The organism is Methanophagales archaeon (genome assembly GCA_021159465.1).
GTDB lineage: Archaea > Halobacteriota > Syntropharchaeia > Alkanophagales > Methanospirareceae > G60ANME1.
The window spans coordinates 1-16,482 of sequence record JAGGRR010000169.1 but is presented as its reverse complement, the minus strand read 5'-3'; the positions used below and the strand labels follow the sequence as shown (position 1 = coordinate 16,482).

The window sequence follows — 16,482 nt, the reverse complement described above, 5'->3', positions numbered from 1 at the left end:
ATCTTTTTAGATTTATTAAAACTTAAAACTTGAGCCGAGCTGCGAGCAGGGATGTCAGGTCCTCTATCTCTATCCTCCTTCCCTTTTTCACACTGTTCTCCAACGCACAGTCGAGATGTATCCAGCATTTAGGACATGTAACAATAAGCTTTGATGCACCTGTCGCTTCGGCTTCGGCTAACCTTGACATCTGCATCACCCTTGCTATCGGGCTGCAGCTCAACAAGCCACTCACACCACAGCAAAGTGTGTGTTCCCTATTATGTGCCATCTCTACCTGTTTAACACCCGGTATACGTGCTAAAATCGCCCTCGGCGCATCATATATCCCAAGATGGCTCAACCGGCAAGGGTCGTGATATGTAGTGATGAGCTCTTCAGCCGATGTATTCAAATCAAAATCCAAGTGCTTATCCTTTAAAAATTCGGAGATATGCATGACCTCAAACCCCAACTCACCATAAAATCGCCGATAATCGATATCAAAAGTTCTAAGGCATTCAGCGCATGAGAAAACCACAATTTTTGCACCACTCGATTTTATCAGCTCTATATTTGCCCTCATCAGTGCCTGGAATCTCTTTTCGTCTCCCAGCCAGAGCAGGTCGTGCCCGCAACATCTCTCCTCGCTGTTCACTGCGGGTACAATCCCTATCGAATTGAGTATCCTCACAGCACTGCGTGCGATATCAAGCAGCCTCAAATTGGTGCGATCGTGGTATACGTGGTCGAGAAAAGAGATACAGCCAGAGAAGTAGTAAACATCACCCCTGTCTCCAACCTTCAGTCCTTCCACGCCGTCAAGCCATCTCAGTCTCTCTGTAGTACTTATCTCATCCACTGCCAGCCGCCCCTGCTCGCTGTAATGTGGCACATTGCCACTGCCCCTGCTCACCGCTAAGGTTCTCACACCCTGGATGAACCGCAGGAAATCCACTCCATACGGGCATATAGTGTTGCAGATACCACAGGAGATACAGGACCATATTTCTTCACTCAATGCGATTTTGTCAGCATTTTCCTGCATCGCCATACCAGCGAGTTTTCGTGGTGAGAATCCCGGATCTATCGCAGCAACAGGGCAGGAAGCAGTACATTCGCCACATTCTGCACATTTGTTCACGCCCGTAACGTATGTCAACCTCGCTATGAATGCATCCGCATCAGATATCTCTGCTTTCGAGCCTTGAGAAGTCAGGAGACAGCCTCTACACCTCATGCATCTACCTGATTCTGCCACTACCGCTTCCTGTGATAAACCACGTTTCACCTCCTTGAAGCTGGTCTTACGCTCTTCTATATCAATTTCAGGCATTTCGCATCTGATGGCTCTGGATATCAAGCCCAGCTTCTCCTCATTCTTCAACTCCTCTATTATATATGCCTCTTCATTCACCAGCTCTGTGATTGCTCCTAATTCCGGTTCAGACTCAGACCCAGTTCTCATCTCAACGCCATTCAGAAAACGGTCTATTGAGTCCGCGGCGACATTACCATCTGCAATAGCATCCACTGCGAACGCAGCACCATGAACACAATCGCCACCCGCAAATATGCCTTCCACCGTGGTGGAACAGAACTCATCTACCTTTATTAGCCCACGTATTGTCTCCACGCCACTACCTTCGAGGAACTGAAGATTCGATGCTTGTCCTACTGCTGGTATCACCATATCCACATCAATCGAGAACCGGGACCCTTTTATGGGCACTGGCTGTCTCCTACCAGACTCATCAGGAGCTCCTAACTTCATCCTGATAAGCTCCAGTCTCTCCACTCTTGACGACCCAAGAATCCTTGTAGGATTAGCCAGGAATAAGAATTTCACACCCTCTTCCTCTGCCTCTCTTACCTCTTCCACACTCGCAGGCATCTCTTCCCGTGACCTTCGATAAATAACTGTTACTGTTACATCCGAACCCAGACGAATCAGGCATCTTGCAACGTCCATAGCTACATTACCACCGCCTATCACTGCTATTTTCTGCCCTATCCCTACTTCCTCTATCCCTCTCCCCCTCATATTGTTACTACCATGAGCATGCTTGAGATTGAAGTCACGAAGGAACTCAATACCGCCCACAACACCTTCCAGATCCTCACCTTCTATTCCCAGTCTCCTGCTCTCTTGCATACCAACAGCGATAAAGATAGCATCATACTCCTGACGCAGCCTCTCAAACTCCTTCTTATCTATCTCCTTACCGACTTCCATCTCCACCCCAGAACGCTTAATACGGTCTACCTCCTCTTTCAATACCTTCTTTGGCAACCGGTATGGGGGGATGCCAGCAAGGAGCATGCCACCTTCTGAGGGCAATCGCTCGTACACCTTCACTGCGTAACCCTTACTCGCCAGCCGGAAAGCAGCTGTCAGACCCGCGGGTCCAGCACCAATGATCGCTACTCTTTTGGTTTTGCTCTCGGTCTTTGTATTTGTAGTTGTATTTGTATTTGCTCCTGCTTCCTCACCCGCCTGCATGCCACCATTACTACTATTATAATCACCCACAAATCGCTTGACTGCCGCGATGGCAATGGGAGCATCGAAGAAGCTCCGGCGGCACCTCATTTCGCATGGATGATGGCAGATTCGTCCGATAGATGCAGGTAAAGGTATGGTCTCCATTATAAGCTGGTAGGCTTCCCTGTACCTGCCTTCCTCGACCAGTCTCAGATACCCATGAACATCACAGCCAGCAGGGCATGCTGATATACACCTCGGCACCTCTCGCGCTATACCAAATCCTTCGCCTGAAAGTAAATATTCCTTATACGGGGCTTTTCGTTCAGTGTTCATATCTATCTGCAAGCCTTTTGCTCACAATTACACCTAACGGTTCGGAGATATATGAAGTTTACGGAGCGAAAGCGAAACAAAGAGTCGCCCGAAGTTTCACTTTTAATATCCCCCTTAAGTATCTTGACTTTGTCATTTTAGAATAAAACTATTTAATTTTTTATCTTTTTCTTAACCTATTATTTCAAATTAGCCGCAAGCAATCTGAGATTACCGGACAACCCTAGCTAGCAATTTCCACGGGCTTAAAAGGAGAATAGATAACAATCATCAAAATCTGGGCGTGTCCCTCTTCCATCGACTTGAAAGAGAAGATGTAAATATAAACAGAGTATGCTATACAAATTTTATAATGCCCCTTGAATAATATAGAATGCAGATGTATGGCTGGCGAACGGGTCAAAAAAAACAAGAGAGTTTGCACTAGCTAAATAGACCCGTTGCACCCTGCATATTCTGATATTCACCTGCTATGGGAGTGGTTTAAACTTGAATAACTCCTCTAATTCCCAGATGTGGTCTGTGAGGTTAGCAGCCATTGCAGGTATTCTATCAAACTTTAAAAAAGTTTAATCAAAATGCTACGCAATCCAACGCCGTTCACCATCCGCAATTTCGATTTTTAGTGTATCGTGTGGTTTAACGAGGTTGATCCACGCAAAGAACAGGCACAAATGCATTATCAGTGCTCTTATCTCGCCTATTTTCTGTATCAGAGAGTAATTCATTCACTAAAAGTCTTAGTCTTCTTGCATGTCTTGCATCTGAGTTGTGCAGTATTCTGTTTGCCATACTGTTTGCCATAGCGTTCCTTTAGCACGATGTTTTCCCTTCCTTCCTTTCTTTCTTTCCGTAATCTGAGCTTGCCTCGTTTGGACAAAAGAATTCGTCTAAGTTCACTTCTCTCATTTCGTCAATCCCTTTGTGTTTCCTATTGAAATATAGGATATAAATGCTTTCCTATAAAATGGGGACTCGACCAATTTTTATGTAAAAGCAAAAAAATGCAAAATGCAAAAATGGCAAACATTACATATTACAAAGTAAGTGAGATGTAAAACATGAATGAATTATTAGTTGTTTTACAAAATGTCGATCAAATTTTTAATGTAATATTTGTTGCGACTCTTGCTGGACTCTCTATTATGGCAGCAGCATTGCTTTGTCCTGTATGTGAAAGGATACGGGAACCTATCTCAAAACTCGAAGAATGGAAGCGATCTTCTCTCACGGATGAAATAAGAACAGCGATTCAGGAAAAATTGGATGGACAGGAAAAAAATTACGTTCTGCAAGGGAATGTGGAAAAAGTTTTGTGAATGCCTTTAATCTTTTTATTATAGCATTGTTTCTCATATTTGTTTTGGACACATATGGTGAGCTTTACAATGATATTTTAATTTTTGAAGTTGTCGATATTATTCTTTCAGGCACTCCATTAAGTATTGGTCTACTTTATTTAATGAAAGGCGCAAAGGGTCTAAAAGATATACTTATCTCAACAGAATTATAAAGGGTACATAGAGGAACATTATAGAAGAAATTGACCTTTTATACGAGGTTTACAGTTAAAAACTGTTATCTATGATAAGAAAAAGTAAATTGCACAATTGTATAAATTTCTATTCATCCCTCATTCCCGAAGAAGACGTTCCAATTATACCCCTTTGCAACGCAATTAAGCTAAGCCTCTAAGCCTCCAAACCTCCAAACTGCTATACTGCTATACTTCTAACCTGCTATCGAAGCATCTTTTCGAGTTCCGTTTTGATGAACGCATCCATTTCCTTACAATACCCATGCGTAGCAGTCCCAACGGTATGCAGTTCCTTCGGCTTGTCCGCCTTTGCGTATGTCCGCAGTGCGTTCTCATAATGAATGACCGTATCGTTCAGTGAATGAATCATTACGAACTTCCTCGGTGGAATCTTATCAAGATACGTCTCAGGGTCAATAGATCGGTAGAATCGAATTTCCTCCGGGTCGTTCAGTCGCCCGGAAGCAATTGCAGCATCTATTCCATATCCACACGTGCTGATTGCAATCACACCTCGTGCTTCTGGGTCAAGTGCGCATGCAATGATGGCAAACCGTGCACCGTTACTCTCGCCCGCATATACAATGCGCTCTGCATCTATCCCGGGCTGAGCACGTAAGACCGCGGCAGCAGCAAGAGCATCGTGCACCATCTTGTGCTCTCTCGGCTCTTCGCCATTCAAAAACATCTGTAAATCGCCCTGTATATCCACAACACCTAAATTCCGCTGGTCTATTGCGATACTTGCATACCCGAGACCACACAAATATTTCGCAAGCCTCTGCTCGCCTTCTTTTGTCACTGTTGCTCCAGGAAGCAGCACGACCCCCGGGACGAGTTTTCTATCTGACGTTACGGGCATTCGCATAAGTCCTGATATTTCCGTGCCTCTGCTTGTAAACGTGACCTTATAAAGCGTGTAATTGTCAGCAGCTTCGAGCGTCGTCAATTGATATACCGGTGTACATTTCGGGTATTTCAACAGCCCTTCGCTGGTAACCGCCCAATCCTGCGCCTGCCTGGTAACACAGCCCGAAAGAAGTATCACTGTGATTGTAACTGATGCAATAGCGAATACCGCCGCAAACAATCGTTTCATTTTCCCATTCTATAAAAAGTAACTTCCTTCTATTTAATTTGATATTTAAGTCAAGGGCTCAGCGAGCAGGTTATGCGGAAGATAAACGACACGCTATGCTATATGATATATTTAAACGAATGAAAATGTTATTATGGGAAGATAAATTATATCTTCTTTTATCATTATCTTTTCTGTTGTGTTTGATATCACAATTCCATATCTGGATCTGTATGTTTTAATAGCTTTTCCAATCTGACTTTTACCCTTCTTTCCAAGACCGACTTCAATGGGTATTATATTTTCTCCTGTTGCATCTTGAAGTAAGAAATCAACCCCCTCCTTTTCTGCGTCATAAAATATTCCCGGGGGCATATTTACCGTCTCCTTCATCCTGAAAAAGTACGAGGCAACGAGGTTTTCTGCTAACACCCCCAGCATCTCACGGTCCTTTGTGTCATATGTGCCGAGTTTGAACCTTATAGCAGCATTTATTGAAGGAGATAAAAAATAGTATTTCCAAGGTTTTCTTATGATCTTCCCGGCACCACCATAAGGCTTTATGCTAAAAATTAAATGTGTCTTCTCCAGAACATCCAATATACTCCTTATCAAAGTCGGTGATGTTTTCAATTTATCTGCAAGCTTTGAATCAGAGGTTCCACCTGGTTTTTGCAGTGCTAAAAAGGTAAGAACTCTTGAAATAGTCTCTCTTGTTTTTGTACTGAAAGATTGTGCGGAAAAGACATCTTTTTCTATCACCCTGTCAATCATGCTGAATATTCTTTCATACACGTCTATCGGGTCTATACCCAATCCAAAGGGAAATCCTCTGCAAGACAGAAAATCCTCCCACTCTTTTTTAATTGGCTTAGATATTCTCAACATTTTTTTCCTCAGTTCATTCTCGTTTCTGGATGCATGTTGTATAGATGCTTCGTCCCCTCTGAAAATCAATTCTCTCAAACTTTCAGCCATGCCTCCCGGTGGAAAAAGATCATATTTTAAGATGAGATATTCTGAGAAATTCATCGGAAAAACTGTTTCTTTCTTTGTTCTTCGTGCAGCATCCACACTCATCTCTAAACTCAATGCAGAAGAACCGGTAAATACTAAGAAGACCTTTTTGCTCTGATCATATAATATCTTACCTGTTTGTGACCATTCTTTATCATAATGTGCCTCGTCTATCAGGATAAACAATTCTTTATCCAGATTTACAGGAGAGGTTTGATGTACTTCATCAATAAAAACATCAATTACCTCAGTTATCCTGGCTCCCAGATATACCTTCAGTTCATCAGTAGAGAGATAAAGAATCCTATCCTGCTCTATCTTTTTATCGTCCCTTAAATATTCGTATATCTGAAAAAGGATGGTTGTCTTCCCCACACCCCTTAGACCGGGCATAACCACAAATCTATTCTCGATATTTCCAAGCAAAAAATCGTCAATGTACTTTTTAATTCTAAAATAAGCTCTTCTGTATTTGGTAGGGCTGCCATCTATCCTGGTATAATTTTGTGCTAATCTCGGTGCTTCTCTTAACTTTGCAATGACATATCTAAGCAGGATCTCTCTATCAATATCTCCCACTCTTTCCACCATTTTCTCAACCCTTCTATCACATTTTTTATACTTATTTGTGTATAAGTCTTTATAAAGATTTATACATTTAAATGTATAACATCTTTAATCTTTAACCTTTAATCTTTAATCTTTAATCTTTCACCTCTTCTCCTTTTTCGAGGCTGTCCAACAAACACCAAACAACTCACTACATACCTATAAAGAGTTTTTAAACATCCCGCAGTTATAACTATCAACTATTCTTAGCGTATAAAAGCGAGGTGATAGTGAGAAATGGCGATAAGGACTGATAAAATGTGGCAGTCGTAGCTATTGACCCTGTATCCACGTCGAATACGGGAAGCTTTAAGTGTCGTGCTAATAATTATTTGTTTATATTTAAATTTAAAGAAGGAATATATAATAAAGACAAAGTGGTGCGTCGATGGTCTAGGGGTATGACTTGGGCCTTCCAAGCCCACAGCCCGGGTTCAAATCCCGGTCGACGCATACTCAAACCCAAGTGCATCTTCAATCCTTCCCAATTCCACACCTGTCGTCTCATAGCCCGCGGCATATCCTTTCGTGTTCGCGAGTAATGCAGCGCCTATCAGCGGTACACCAAAATTTACACTCCCTATCTCCACCGGTAACTTGAATATCTCCTCCAGATAGCTCAGTTCAGCCCTTGTGGCATCTTTATGTGCGAGAACACCTCTGTTCGTCGCCACAGCTGCCATTCCCACAGTGCGCAATCCACCTATCTCTCCTCTGTATACATCCACAGCCAGCGTCTCTCTTATCACCTCTATCGCCTCATCTGAGAGTCCTGGATGTACGAGTGCAGCGGTATCATTTGTGAGTATGATATTACCTGCTGCGGTCATCTTCTCCTCTATTGGCAGTCGTCTTATTTTACACTCCACCCCCTCTGCTTTTGCTACACTTCTTATATGCTCTATCTCGTGCTCCAGCGTGTACTGAGAAACAACAAGACCATTTGAGTTCCCGGCTGCCAAACACCCGATTAATGGCATCTCCGCGATATAAGTCCTTACGACCTTCACCTTAAGCACCTGCTCCAGCTCTTCTGCCAGCCGCTCGGACACATGCGTGGGCAAAAGGAGTAAAGATTCGGTACAAAGCGCGAAGAGACCTATGTAAGGACTGCCATCTATATCAAATGTGAATCTCCTCTGCCTCTGCAATCCCTTCTTAATATTCATTATTCAACAAGTTCTGCTCTAACTGTATCCTCCTCTTCCCTCGTCACTCGCACCCGAACCCGGGATGGTGGCTTCTGCGAGCCTCGCTCCCATATCTTCTCGTTCAGTGTATTGCCAAGGATCAGATACTCAGCCTTCGTATGTCGCATCAAAAATTCTCTAATCAGAGCTATCGCACGTTTACTCCTCTTCCACCGTGGCGCCTTCTTCACCGCCCTCAACGGTATCGTATAAATACGCTCATCTTCTCCTTGCTCTTCCATCTTCAATCACCAGTTTTCATTTATATTTATACTTATACTTTCAGAGTCACCCGTCTCCAATTTCTCCTCTTTGGATGCGTAGTCACTCTCCTGTTTGTCTTCACCATTATCCAGGCAGGTACCCGCCTGTTCTGCCTGTTCGCTTTACAAAGTCTTAGCTTCCTGCCTCTCGTATTCTTCCCTATTGCCATTTGTCTATCTATGTCTATGTAATATTCTTTATAAAGATTATTTTTCTATTTAAATAAAAGCCTATATCAAAACGAAGATGTAAGATGAGCGATGTATTACTATCGGTATTTAACAGGCTTGGAGATTATGCTTCTAAATACAGGGTGATTTCAGAAGGTGAGCTCAAGTTGAGGATAAGAGAATCGCTGGAACTGGAATCACTCAGCATGAGAGAAAGGGAGGCGCTGGAGGAGAACCTGGGGGGAGACCTAGAAGAACTGATATTCAATAGTATAACAACACGTGAGGACAAGATCTCTGTCTTCTCGCCCGATATGCAGACGAAGATAAACTATCAGGGTGAGATCTTTTACTGCCTTCCCACGCACAGGTATATGGGTACAGAGCTGGAAGATGCCTTTTTGCGCTGGTCTGCGATAAAAAATCCGCCAGATACAGTGGCGGAGGTCGTAGTAGATTTCATGCATAGGGCGGGATACCAGATACAGACACATGAAGTAAGGAATTTGCATATATGCAGGCAATATGAGCATAAATATGAGTACATCGATCTGCTCGCAGTTAAAAGCAGTGATAAACACCTGCGTATCTTGATATTATCTTCTATTAAGTTCGTCCCATATCTTATGGGTGGCAATTCGGCTGTGGATGGTGATGCTGATGCTGATGTGATAGTGATACCAACAGAGAAGACTCCTGCCCCTTTTATATCATTCTTCCGGGAGCACGATGTGGGTGAGATGATGATCTGGGTAGCGGATGTCGAACGGCACACATTAGACCCATTTATAGGAATTCCACAGGATAAAGAGATAGAATCCAATTTCACAAACCCTGATAAGGCAAGAAGAGCAGTAAGCGTGTGGATGAAGAAGATGCGGATATTGGACTTCTAAACGTGATAAGAGCCATGTCATCGATTTTGATAAAGGGCGTGCAGGTGATGGGTAATGGTAATGGTAAGGAGAAGGATATCTACATAGAGGGCAATTTGATAGAAGAGATCGCGGATCCAGGAAAAAGAAAGAGAAGCAAAGCAGAATTCGTGCTCCAGGGTCACGGTAAAGTAGCAATACCTGGACTCTTTAATGCCCATACACATGCAGCAATGACACTCTTGCGTGGATATGCAGATGACATGCCACTTCATGACTGGCTATCTGATAAGATATGGCCTGTGGAGACGCGGCTGACCGAAGAAGACGTTTATTGGGGTACAAAACTTGCATGCCTGGAGATGATAAAATCAGGGACTGTCTTCTTTAATGATATGTACTGGCATTTCAGGGGCAGTGCGAGAGCAGTAACCGAATCAGGTCTTAGAGCTGCGCTATCTGCGGTCTTTATTGATGGTCTTGATGAAGAGCGTGCGAAAGAGCAGATACGTATAAATGAGCGTTTATACCACGAGAGTAAAGGTCTACCCGATAGAATTATCTTTGTATTGGGTCCGCATGCAGTCTATACGGTCTCTGAGAAGAGTTTATGCTGGGTACGCGATTTTGCAGAGCGACATGACCTCCTGGTTCATATCCATCTATCAGAGACCGAAGAAGAGGTAAAGAGCTGTGTAGACCGATATGGAATGCGTCCAGTTGAATTCCTTGACAGTATCGGGTTCTTAAGTCCAAGGACAATAGCAGCCCACTGTGTTCATCTAAGCAGTAGAGAACTGGCTTTGTTAAAACAACATGGAGTTAAGATAGTACACAATCCTGCATCGAATATGAAGTTGGCAGCAGGGCGAATGCCATACGAGCAAATGAAACAAGCAGGATTGTACAGGAATATCGCACTTGGAACCGATGGCTGTGCATCGAATAACAATCTTGATATGTTTGAGGAGATGAAGATAGCTTCATTATTTCATAAGGTATTTACCAATCCAACAGTGATGCCAGCGGAAGAGGCGTTTGAACTCGCAACTGTGAATCCAGCCAGGATGTTTAGACTGAACTCAGGAGCGATTGAAGCGGGAAAACTCGCCGATATCGTACTGCTGGACTTGAAGAAAGTAGAACTTGTGCCAAACCATAATTTAATCTCGAATATAGTATATGCAGCGAGTGGCTGTTGTGTTGATACTGTGATATGTGATGGTAGGATTCTAATGTCAGACAGGGAAGTAGAGGGCGAGGAAGAGCTAAAAGAGAAGGCGAGAGAGGTTGCTTATAGGCTCGTGGAGGATTCTTAATATTACCCTTTTTGGAATTATGGGAAGAATGGGCGATACAATTATAGTCAATCCGTCAATGAATTACAAAAATAGGTGCCGAAGATTTTTTGGATATGGTTAAAAATGGCCATCCATGATCTTAATCTAAAAGAGGTCGTTGCGAGCTATATGGAAAAGGTCCCTGAGGTGAGGGAGTATTGCGATCGCTGTTTGAGAACCGAACGCTGGGATGGAAGCGTGGTTCTGATGATCGTTGATGCATCCTTTACATCCCTCGGCTTGAATTACTTCCAGGCAATTGTGCCAAAAGTGGCAGAATTTAAGAGGCGATTCATTGATACCGGGCTGATAAAAACCGTTGAGGATTTAGCAACTGCAGATATCGAGAATTTGAGGTCTGTCTGGCGAAATAAGAGATCATGGGCAGTGGCGAAGGCGGTTGCAGCGTATCTCGCTACGATTAAAAATGAGATCAAATCAGATGACCGTACGGCATTCATTTACTGGGCAAAGAGCTCTAAACTTGAGAATTGGGAAGAAGACCCGATTGGTAAGATCAAAGGTGTGGGAATAAATACCTTCCAATATCTGAGAATGATGGCGGGGGTTGATACCGTGATGCCGGACAAGATAGTTAAAAGGGTTATAGGGGAGATATTTAAGAAAGCTGGTTTGACTATGCCACGTAGTGATCTTGAATTCATAAAAGAGGTTGAACATGTTGCCCTGGAAACCGGTTATAAAGCAATAGAGCTCTGCTGGATGACCTGGCTCATACAATCAGAGGCGGGATCAATCAGGATAAAGAGATATGCACATCTCTTGCCTAAGATATAGTATATAAAAAACCTTTCTTTCAAAAAGAAAGCTTCAGCAAAGAGATATTATACTTTATGTACTCTTTTATCACTCTTTCTCTGCAATCTCATCCAGTTGCCTACTAACTCGTTGAAGTAGTTTTCTATTCGTTCTCGCTCACCATTCTCCATGACTATTGTAAAATCCAAAAAAATAGCTCCGCCTCTGGCAAGAACCGCTCTATCTCAGGTAGCTATTCCCTCCATATTTCCTCAAGGTGCGAGATAGCTATATGATAGACTGTTACTTGTGCCTGATCTGCGTTTTTATGGTTTTCGACTTCGTTTGTAAGTCAGGAATCATGCACCTATATCATAATATATGGATATATTTTATTATATTAGGGATGGTGCGAAACCGAAATGCTAAAAGTAAAGCCACTGGCATTTGATAGCTTTGGTGTGCGGTCCATGGCTACATTTGTAGAGACCGGAGATGTGGCAGTTCTGATAGACCCTGGAGTCTCACTGGCGCCCAGCAGGTATCATCTTCCTCCACATCCAAAAGAGCAACAGAGGATGCATGAGTCCTGGACGCTTATAAAAGACTATGCAGCTCGGAGTGATATTATGATCGTCACGCATTACCACTACGACCACCATAACCCACACGAACCGGAGATATACCAGGACAAGATAGTCTATCTGAAACATCCATCAGATAGCATAAACAAGAGCCAGGCAGAGCGTGCATCTTTTTTCATGGATAAACTGAAAGGCATACCAGAGTCCATAAATATTGCAGATGGCAGGGAGTTCAAGCATGGCTCCACCACCATCACCTTCTCCAAGCCCGTTTACCACGGTACAAACCCCAGATTGGGATACGTGGTGGAGGTGAGCATAGCGAGTGGCGGTGATAAGATGGTCTTCACAAGCGATGTTGAAGGTCCCGCAGTTGATGCGCAGGTGGAATTCATCATTCGCGAGAATCCCGAGCTTCTCATCCTCGATGGTCCCATGACCTATATGCTTGGCTTCAGATATTCAAAGCAGAGTCTGGCACTTTCGGTAGAGAACATGTGCAAATTGATACACGGTGGCTCACTGAAGGAGCTCATTGTTGACCATCATTTCATGCGCGACCTGAAGTACCGTGAGCGAATAGCGGGGGTGTATGAATGCGCCAGTGAGTCCGATACAGAGGTGATAACCGCGGCTGAGTATATAGGGCGCGAGATCGAGATGCTGGAAGCAAGGCGGAAAGAGCTTTATCATGGTGAGGAAGGGTGAATTAGCGAGGGATAGATTTTATATAAAGGCGAAAGAAGAAGGCTTCAGGTCACGGTCAGCATACAAATTGAAGGAGATAGTAGCTAAGTTCAGGATAATGAAGCGTGGCGATACAGTTATAGACCTTGGTGCCGCACCCGGTGGCTGGTCTCAGGTGGCAAGAGAGGTGGTTGGTGTTCATGGTGTGGTGATAAGTGTGGATTTACAGCATATCGCACCGATAGAGGGTGTGGTTACCCTGAGGGGGAATATAACAGATCAGGAAGCAACTATAAAACTGCTCAGAGAAGCTCTTATGCTGCATGGGTTGCATGGTTGTAGGAACGACTCTGCAGCTGCGGCAGCAGTTGTGCTCTCAGATGCAGCGCCGAAGCTGTCAGGTAACCGTGTTTATGACCACTATCGCTCGTTCGAACTGAGCAAATCAGCTTTGGGTATTGCAACTGCCCTATTGAAGCCAGGCGGGAACTTCGTTGCTAAAATATTTCAGGGAGAATACTATAGTATATTCTACAGGTCTGTGAAGGATATGTTTCGGGATACAAGAGCATATACACCAAAAGCATCACATAAAAGAAGTGCAGAAGTGTTCGTGATAGGAAAAAGCTTTAAATTTAAAGCTTTAAAATGAAGTGATTTCCACTGTCTCGATCACCATCCCCGTACTTGCAGCTTCGTCGATTCCGTGAGCGTACTCACTTCTATACCCTTCATCGGCATGCCCAGACTTTTTGAGATCTCCGCCAGCCTCTTAGGGTCATCATAACAGTTAACTGCCTCTACAATCGCTGAAGCCATTCGGCGCGGGTTCTCTGACTTGAATATCCCGGAACCGACAAATACGCCATCTGCACCGAGCTGCATCATCAGTGCGGCATCTGCAGGCGTTGCCACTCCCCCTGCTGCAAAGTTGACTACGGGTAATCGCTGCAACTCCGCTGTCTCTCGCACAAGTTCAGGTGATACCTTCAACTCTTTCGCTACATCCTTCAATTCCTCTGCGTTCTTGCCCCGCAACGACCTTATCTCGCCCATAATCAATTTCATGTGCCGAACCGCTTCTTTTACATCACCTGTGCCCGCTTCTCCTTTTGTCCTTATCATTGCTGCACCTTCCTCGATGCGTCGTAGTGCCTCACCCAAATCGCGGGCACCGCAGACAAACGGCACGGTAAACTTCTTCTTATCTATATGGTGCGTGTCTACCGGTGTTAGTACCTCCGATTCATCCACCATGTCCACACCTAACGCTTCTAATATCTGCGCCTCCACAAAGTGCCCTATTCGACATTTCGCCATCACAGGTATTGTAACTGCATCCATGATCTCTGTGATAACTGCGGGGTCTGCCATTCTCGCTACACCTCCTGCCTTCCTTATGTCTGCAGGCACAGCATGCAGCGCCATAACCGCAATGGCACCTGCATCTTCTGCTATCTCCGCCTGCTCAACATTCGTAACATCCATAATGACTCCTCCTTTCTGCAAAGATGCGAATCCTCGCTTCAAGAGCTCTGTTCCATGCCTGAGATCACCTATCACATTTTTTTCCATCTTCTTCACCCTCCTATCTTTTATTAGGATTTATGATATATTAACGTTAATGTGGGATAAGTGAAGTGCAATCTGCTATGTGGCATAATCGGGTAACTCCATGAGCCCCTGTTGTATTCTCGCAGTATAAACCGGTAACCAGTCAAAAGTTGTGCGCCTGGCAACAATCAAAAATTTCGGCAATACAACAGGAAACTTTATAAAGGAGGTTTATCTTTATTCTTGTACTTGACAACTTCAGTTCAGTGACACAAAATGGTGTTGAGTATAGGGGAGGGGGAGAGGATAATAAGGTTCTTGTTCAGTCCTTCGAGAACTTTTGGCAACTCAAAGGAAGACACGATTGGCGACGTCCTTACGTATTTCGTCGTCATTCTGGTGATATTTGCTGCGTTTATTGCAACGATGACGGGACCATGGTTCCCGGTATTTGGAGGATTTTAATTATGGAGTCTGGGAAAAAACAACTGGCAATTGTAACAATTGCGGTGGTGTTTGCGTTCTTAGTGGCTATTACGTTAGTAGCAACGATTGGTGGAGGTTTAAAACCATACAAGCGGTCTAAAATAGCAATTACCGATATTGACATCTCTGCGGAAGCACTTGACATTGCCGATGTATCGTTGAACGTGACCACGTATCTGGATAACAGTGGGGATGCAAAATCCGGCGAAGTGGATGTTCTGGTAAAGGCATATGATGCTGATACGAATTTACTCGTCGGTTCTACCGAGACGGAAGTGGGAGAAATAGGGAAGAGAGCCACAAAAACTGCGATTACGTACTTGAAGCTTCCGAAGGAAGACGGATACAGGCTACAAATAGTTGTTTTTGAAGACGGTAAAGGCATACTGCGGGGCGAAAGGGCTATTTATGGGTTATCATGCCTGGAACCCCCGTCCGTTGCGAAGATTTCCGTACGGGAACTTGATTTCTTTGTGGAAGCAGTAGAAGTAGAGAGCAGAGGGGGGAAAGAGAAGGAGTACGCAATCATTAATACCACTCTATACATTGACAATCTCGGTAGAGACGTCGGCGGTCTGAGAGCGTTGATAAAGGCGCGGGACAACGAAACGAGGTTAATCGCAGACAAGACCTGGAAAGAGCTTGGATTTCTTAAAGAAGGCACTACATCGCTACATTACGCAGAACTAAGGGTGCTTAATGGCAGGGATTATATATTTGAGATCCAAATATGGCAATCAGGGAGGATAATAAAAGAAAGCAGTGGGATGGTCATATTAAGCCCTTTTGTGAACAGAACGGTAGTATTGGGAGCGAAGGAGAAGAGGGTAGAAATTTCGCCCCAAATAAAAATTACTGATTTCAGCCCCACTGGCGCACCAGTTCCAAAATCTGTGCCTTATCCCACTCCAGCACCAAAGGCACCGGGATTTGGAACTTTATCCGCCGCTATTGCACTCTTTATTTCTTTTGTTTTTGTATTTCTATTAATGGCAAAGAAGAGGGGAGGTGGTATGTGAAAATGGGGACGGAGAAAGAACCAAAGGAGAAGAACGAGGGAGGATCCACATCAGAGGATATTTTCAGGTATTTCAGGCTCGGTGTTTTCGTAATCCTTATGATCTTACTCGCTGTGGCAGTCTTTCAATTCTATTTCTTTGCTATGGATGCTATTTCCACGCTATTCAAATATGAATACCGCTCTTTGGTTCAAGCAGGCTTCGTGGCATGCGTCATCGCTGTTGTCGTATATTTGCTGCGAGGCATAATTATAAAGGATAAATGAGAACATAAGCACGGAACTGGAATTCCTTTAAGCAATCACCTATTTTTATTTTTACGTTTCCTCTTATCCCTCTCTAACAGCACATACCCCACCAGTGCGAGCAAGCCAGAGGCGAACAGGATGAGGGTTGACAGTTCGGGAATTGGATAGCCAGGGTTAGTAGAAGGGCTTTCGATATAAGAGTCATTGCCGGCTTCGGTTTTATAGTATATCTGGAGCTCATCCGATGGGCAATCCCATGATAATC

18 protein-coding genes and 1 tRNA gene are annotated in these 16,482 nt (G+C 44.0%); 11 read left to right on the top strand and 8 right to left on the bottom strand.

The genetic code is table 11. The features are described from left to right. Nucleotides 1-22: 22 nt before the first annotated feature. Complete coding sequence (locus J7J01_07540) at nucleotides 23-2,800, bottom strand: FAD-dependent oxidoreductase (protein MCD6210723.1); 2,778 nt, start codon at nucleotides 2,798-2,800, stop codon at nucleotides 23-25. Nucleotides 2,801-3,861: 1,061 nt separating this feature from the next. Here J7J01_07540 and J7J01_07535 point away from each other — a divergent pair. Then, nucleotides 3,862-4,119, top strand: coding sequence for a hypothetical protein (locus J7J01_07535; protein MCD6210722.1), 258 nt, complete (start codon nucleotides 3,862-3,864; stop codon nucleotides 4,117-4,119). Next, nucleotides 4,116-4,313 (top strand): hypothetical protein, encoded by a 198-nt coding sequence (locus J7J01_07530; protein MCD6210721.1) that lies wholly within the window; start codon nucleotides 4,116-4,118, stop codon nucleotides 4,311-4,313. The genes J7J01_07535 and J7J01_07530 overlap by 4 nt, the downstream gene beginning before the upstream one ends. 226 nt (nucleotides 4,314-4,539) lie before the next feature. Here J7J01_07530 and J7J01_07525 read toward each other — a convergent pair whose 3' ends face one another. Both J7J01_07525 and J7J01_07520 read right to left on the bottom strand, forming a co-directional pair. After that, nucleotides 4,540-5,436, bottom strand: a complete 897-nt coding sequence (locus J7J01_07525; protein MCD6210720.1) for an acetylxylan esterase — start codon at nucleotides 5,434-5,436, stop codon at nucleotides 4,540-4,542. Nucleotides 5,437-5,547: 111 nt separating this feature from the next. Further along, complete coding sequence (locus tag J7J01_07520; protein ID MCD6210719.1) at nucleotides 5,548-7,023, bottom strand: ATP-binding protein; 1,476 nt, start codon at nucleotides 7,021-7,023, stop codon at nucleotides 5,548-5,550. A gap of 400 nt (nucleotides 7,024-7,423) precedes the next feature. Here J7J01_07520 and J7J01_07515 point away from each other — a divergent pair. Continuing rightward, nucleotides 7,424-7,494 (top strand) — tRNA-Gly (locus J7J01_07515). Here J7J01_07515 and J7J01_07510 read toward each other — a convergent pair. The 3 genes from J7J01_07510 to J7J01_07500 are packed head-to-tail and all read right to left on the bottom strand — an operon-like array spanning nucleotide 7,476 to nucleotide 8,664. Next, entirely contained in the window at nucleotides 7,476-8,210 is a 735-nt protein-coding gene (locus J7J01_07510) for a translation initiation factor IF-6 (GenBank protein MCD6210718.1), read from the bottom strand. The two genes, J7J01_07515 and J7J01_07510, sit on opposite strands and share 19 nt — an antisense overlap. Next, on the bottom strand, nucleotides 8,210-8,473 hold the full coding sequence (locus J7J01_07505; GenBank protein MCD6210717.1) for a 50S ribosomal protein L31e: 264 nt from the start codon (nucleotides 8,471-8,473) through the stop codon (nucleotides 8,210-8,212). Before J7J01_07505 ends, J7J01_07510 begins: the two co-directional genes overlap by 1 nt. A 32-nt stretch (nucleotides 8,474-8,505) precedes the next feature. Next, nucleotides 8,506-8,664, bottom strand: a complete 159-nt coding sequence (locus tag J7J01_07500) for a 50S ribosomal protein L39e (protein MCD6210716.1) — start codon at nucleotides 8,662-8,664, stop codon at nucleotides 8,506-8,508. An 84-nt stretch (nucleotides 8,665-8,748) separates the two neighbouring features. On the opposite strand from J7J01_07500, the gene J7J01_07495 reads away from it, so the two are divergent. The 5 genes from J7J01_07495 (at nucleotide 8,749) to J7J01_07475 (ending at nucleotide 13,562) form a co-directional block, all read left to right on the top strand. Next, the gene (locus tag J7J01_07495) at nucleotides 8,749-9,561 is read left to right on the top strand and encodes a hypothetical protein (protein ID MCD6210715.1); all 813 of its coding nucleotides are present in this window, start codon (nucleotides 8,749-8,751) and stop codon (nucleotides 9,559-9,561) included. Next, entirely contained in the window at nucleotides 9,528-10,859 is a 1,332-nt protein-coding gene (locus J7J01_07490; GenBank protein ID MCD6210714.1) for an amidohydrolase, read from the top strand. The genes J7J01_07495 and J7J01_07490 overlap by 34 nt, the downstream gene beginning before the upstream one ends. Before the next feature lie 105 nt (nucleotides 10,860-10,964). Further along, nucleotides 10,965-11,678, top strand: coding sequence for a hypothetical protein (locus J7J01_07485; protein MCD6210713.1), 714 nt, complete (start codon nucleotides 10,965-10,967; stop codon nucleotides 11,676-11,678). Nucleotides 11,679-12,061: 383 nt separating this feature from the next. Beyond that, entirely contained in the window at nucleotides 12,062-12,931 is an 870-nt protein-coding gene (locus J7J01_07480; GenBank protein MCD6210712.1) for a hypothetical protein, read from the top strand. After that, nucleotides 12,915-13,562 (top strand): RlmE family RNA methyltransferase, encoded by a 648-nt coding sequence (locus J7J01_07475; GenBank protein ID MCD6210711.1) that lies wholly within the window; start codon nucleotides 12,915-12,917, stop codon nucleotides 13,560-13,562. Before J7J01_07480 ends, J7J01_07475 begins: the two co-directional genes overlap by 17 nt. Nucleotides 13,563-13,582: 20 nt before the next feature. On the opposite strand, the gene pdxS is transcribed toward J7J01_07475, so the two are convergent. Further along, a complete protein-coding gene (pdxS, locus tag J7J01_07470; protein ID MCD6210710.1) occupies nucleotides 13,583-14,485 on the bottom strand; it encodes a pyridoxal 5'-phosphate synthase lyase subunit PdxS in 903 nt (300 codons plus the stop codon). 255 nt (nucleotides 14,486-14,740) lie between these two features. On the opposite strand from pdxS, the gene J7J01_07465 reads away from it, so the two are divergent. Genes J7J01_07465 through J7J01_07455 form a run of 3 tightly spaced genes read left to right on the top strand, consistent with a single transcriptional unit; the run spans nucleotide 14,741 to nucleotide 16,235 of the window. Further along, nucleotides 14,741-14,929: a hypothetical protein gene (locus J7J01_07465; GenBank protein ID MCD6210709.1), complete on the top strand. Its 189-nt coding sequence runs from the start codon at nucleotides 14,741-14,743 to the stop codon at nucleotides 14,927-14,929. A 2-nt stretch (nucleotides 14,930-14,931) separates the two neighbouring features. After that, a complete protein-coding gene (locus J7J01_07460) occupies nucleotides 14,932-15,969 on the top strand; it encodes a hypothetical protein (protein MCD6210708.1) in 1,038 nt (345 codons plus the stop codon). Between the two features lie 2 nt (nucleotides 15,970-15,971). After that, nucleotides 15,972-16,235, top strand: a complete 264-nt coding sequence (locus J7J01_07455; protein ID MCD6210707.1) for a hypothetical protein — start codon at nucleotides 15,972-15,974, stop codon at nucleotides 16,233-16,235. Between the two features lie 35 nt (nucleotides 16,236-16,270). Here the strand turns inward: J7J01_07455 and J7J01_07450 are convergent. Then, on the bottom strand, nucleotides 16,271-16,482 hold a 212-nt coding region (locus J7J01_07450), incomplete at its 5' end, for a hypothetical protein (GenBank protein MCD6210706.1).

Coding starts and splice junctions, on each gene's coding strand:
- J7J01_07540 (MCD6210723.1), bottom strand. CDS start 2,800: ATGAACACTGAACGAAAAGCCCCGTATAAGGAATATTTACTTTCAGGC.
- J7J01_07535 (MCD6210722.1), top strand. CDS start 3,862: ATGAATGAATTATTAGTTGTTTTACAAAATGTCGATCAAATTTTTAAT.
- J7J01_07525 (MCD6210720.1), bottom strand. CDS start 5,436: ATGAAACGATTGTTTGCGGCGGTATTCGCTATTGCATCAGTTACAATC.
- J7J01_07520 (MCD6210719.1), bottom strand. CDS start 7,023: ATGGTGGAAAGAGTGGGAGATATTGATAGAGAGATCCTGCTTAGATAT.
- J7J01_07510 (MCD6210718.1), bottom strand. CDS start 8,210: ATGAATATTAAGAAGGGATTGCAGAGGCAGAGGAGATTCACATTTGAT.
- J7J01_07505 (MCD6210717.1), bottom strand. CDS start 8,473: ATGGAAGAGCAAGGAGAAGATGAGCGTATTTATACGATACCGTTGAGG.
- J7J01_07500 (MCD6210716.1), bottom strand. CDS start 8,664: ATGGCAATAGGGAAGAATACGAGAGGCAGGAAGCTAAGACTTTGTAAA.
- J7J01_07495 (MCD6210715.1), top strand. CDS start 8,749: ATGAGCGATGTATTACTATCGGTATTTAACAGGCTTGGAGATTATGCT.
- J7J01_07485 (MCD6210713.1), top strand. CDS start 10,965: ATGGCCATCCATGATCTTAATCTAAAAGAGGTCGTTGCGAGCTATATG.
- J7J01_07480 (MCD6210712.1), top strand. CDS start 12,062: ATGCTAAAAGTAAAGCCACTGGCATTTGATAGCTTTGGTGTGCGGTCC.
- J7J01_07475 (MCD6210711.1), top strand. CDS start 12,915: ATGGTGAGGAAGGGTGAATTAGCGAGGGATAGATTTTATATAAAGGCG.
- pdxS (MCD6210710.1), bottom strand. CDS start 14,485: ATGGAAAAAAATGTGATAGGTGATCTCAGGCATGGAACAGAGCTCTTG.
- J7J01_07465 (MCD6210709.1), top strand. CDS start 14,741: ATGGTGTTGAGTATAGGGGAGGGGGAGAGGATAATAAGGTTCTTGTTC.
- J7J01_07460 (MCD6210708.1), top strand. CDS start 14,932: ATGGAGTCTGGGAAAAAACAACTGGCAATTGTAACAATTGCGGTGGTG.
- J7J01_07455 (MCD6210707.1), top strand. CDS start 15,972: ATGGGGACGGAGAAAGAACCAAAGGAGAAGAACGAGGGAGGATCCACA.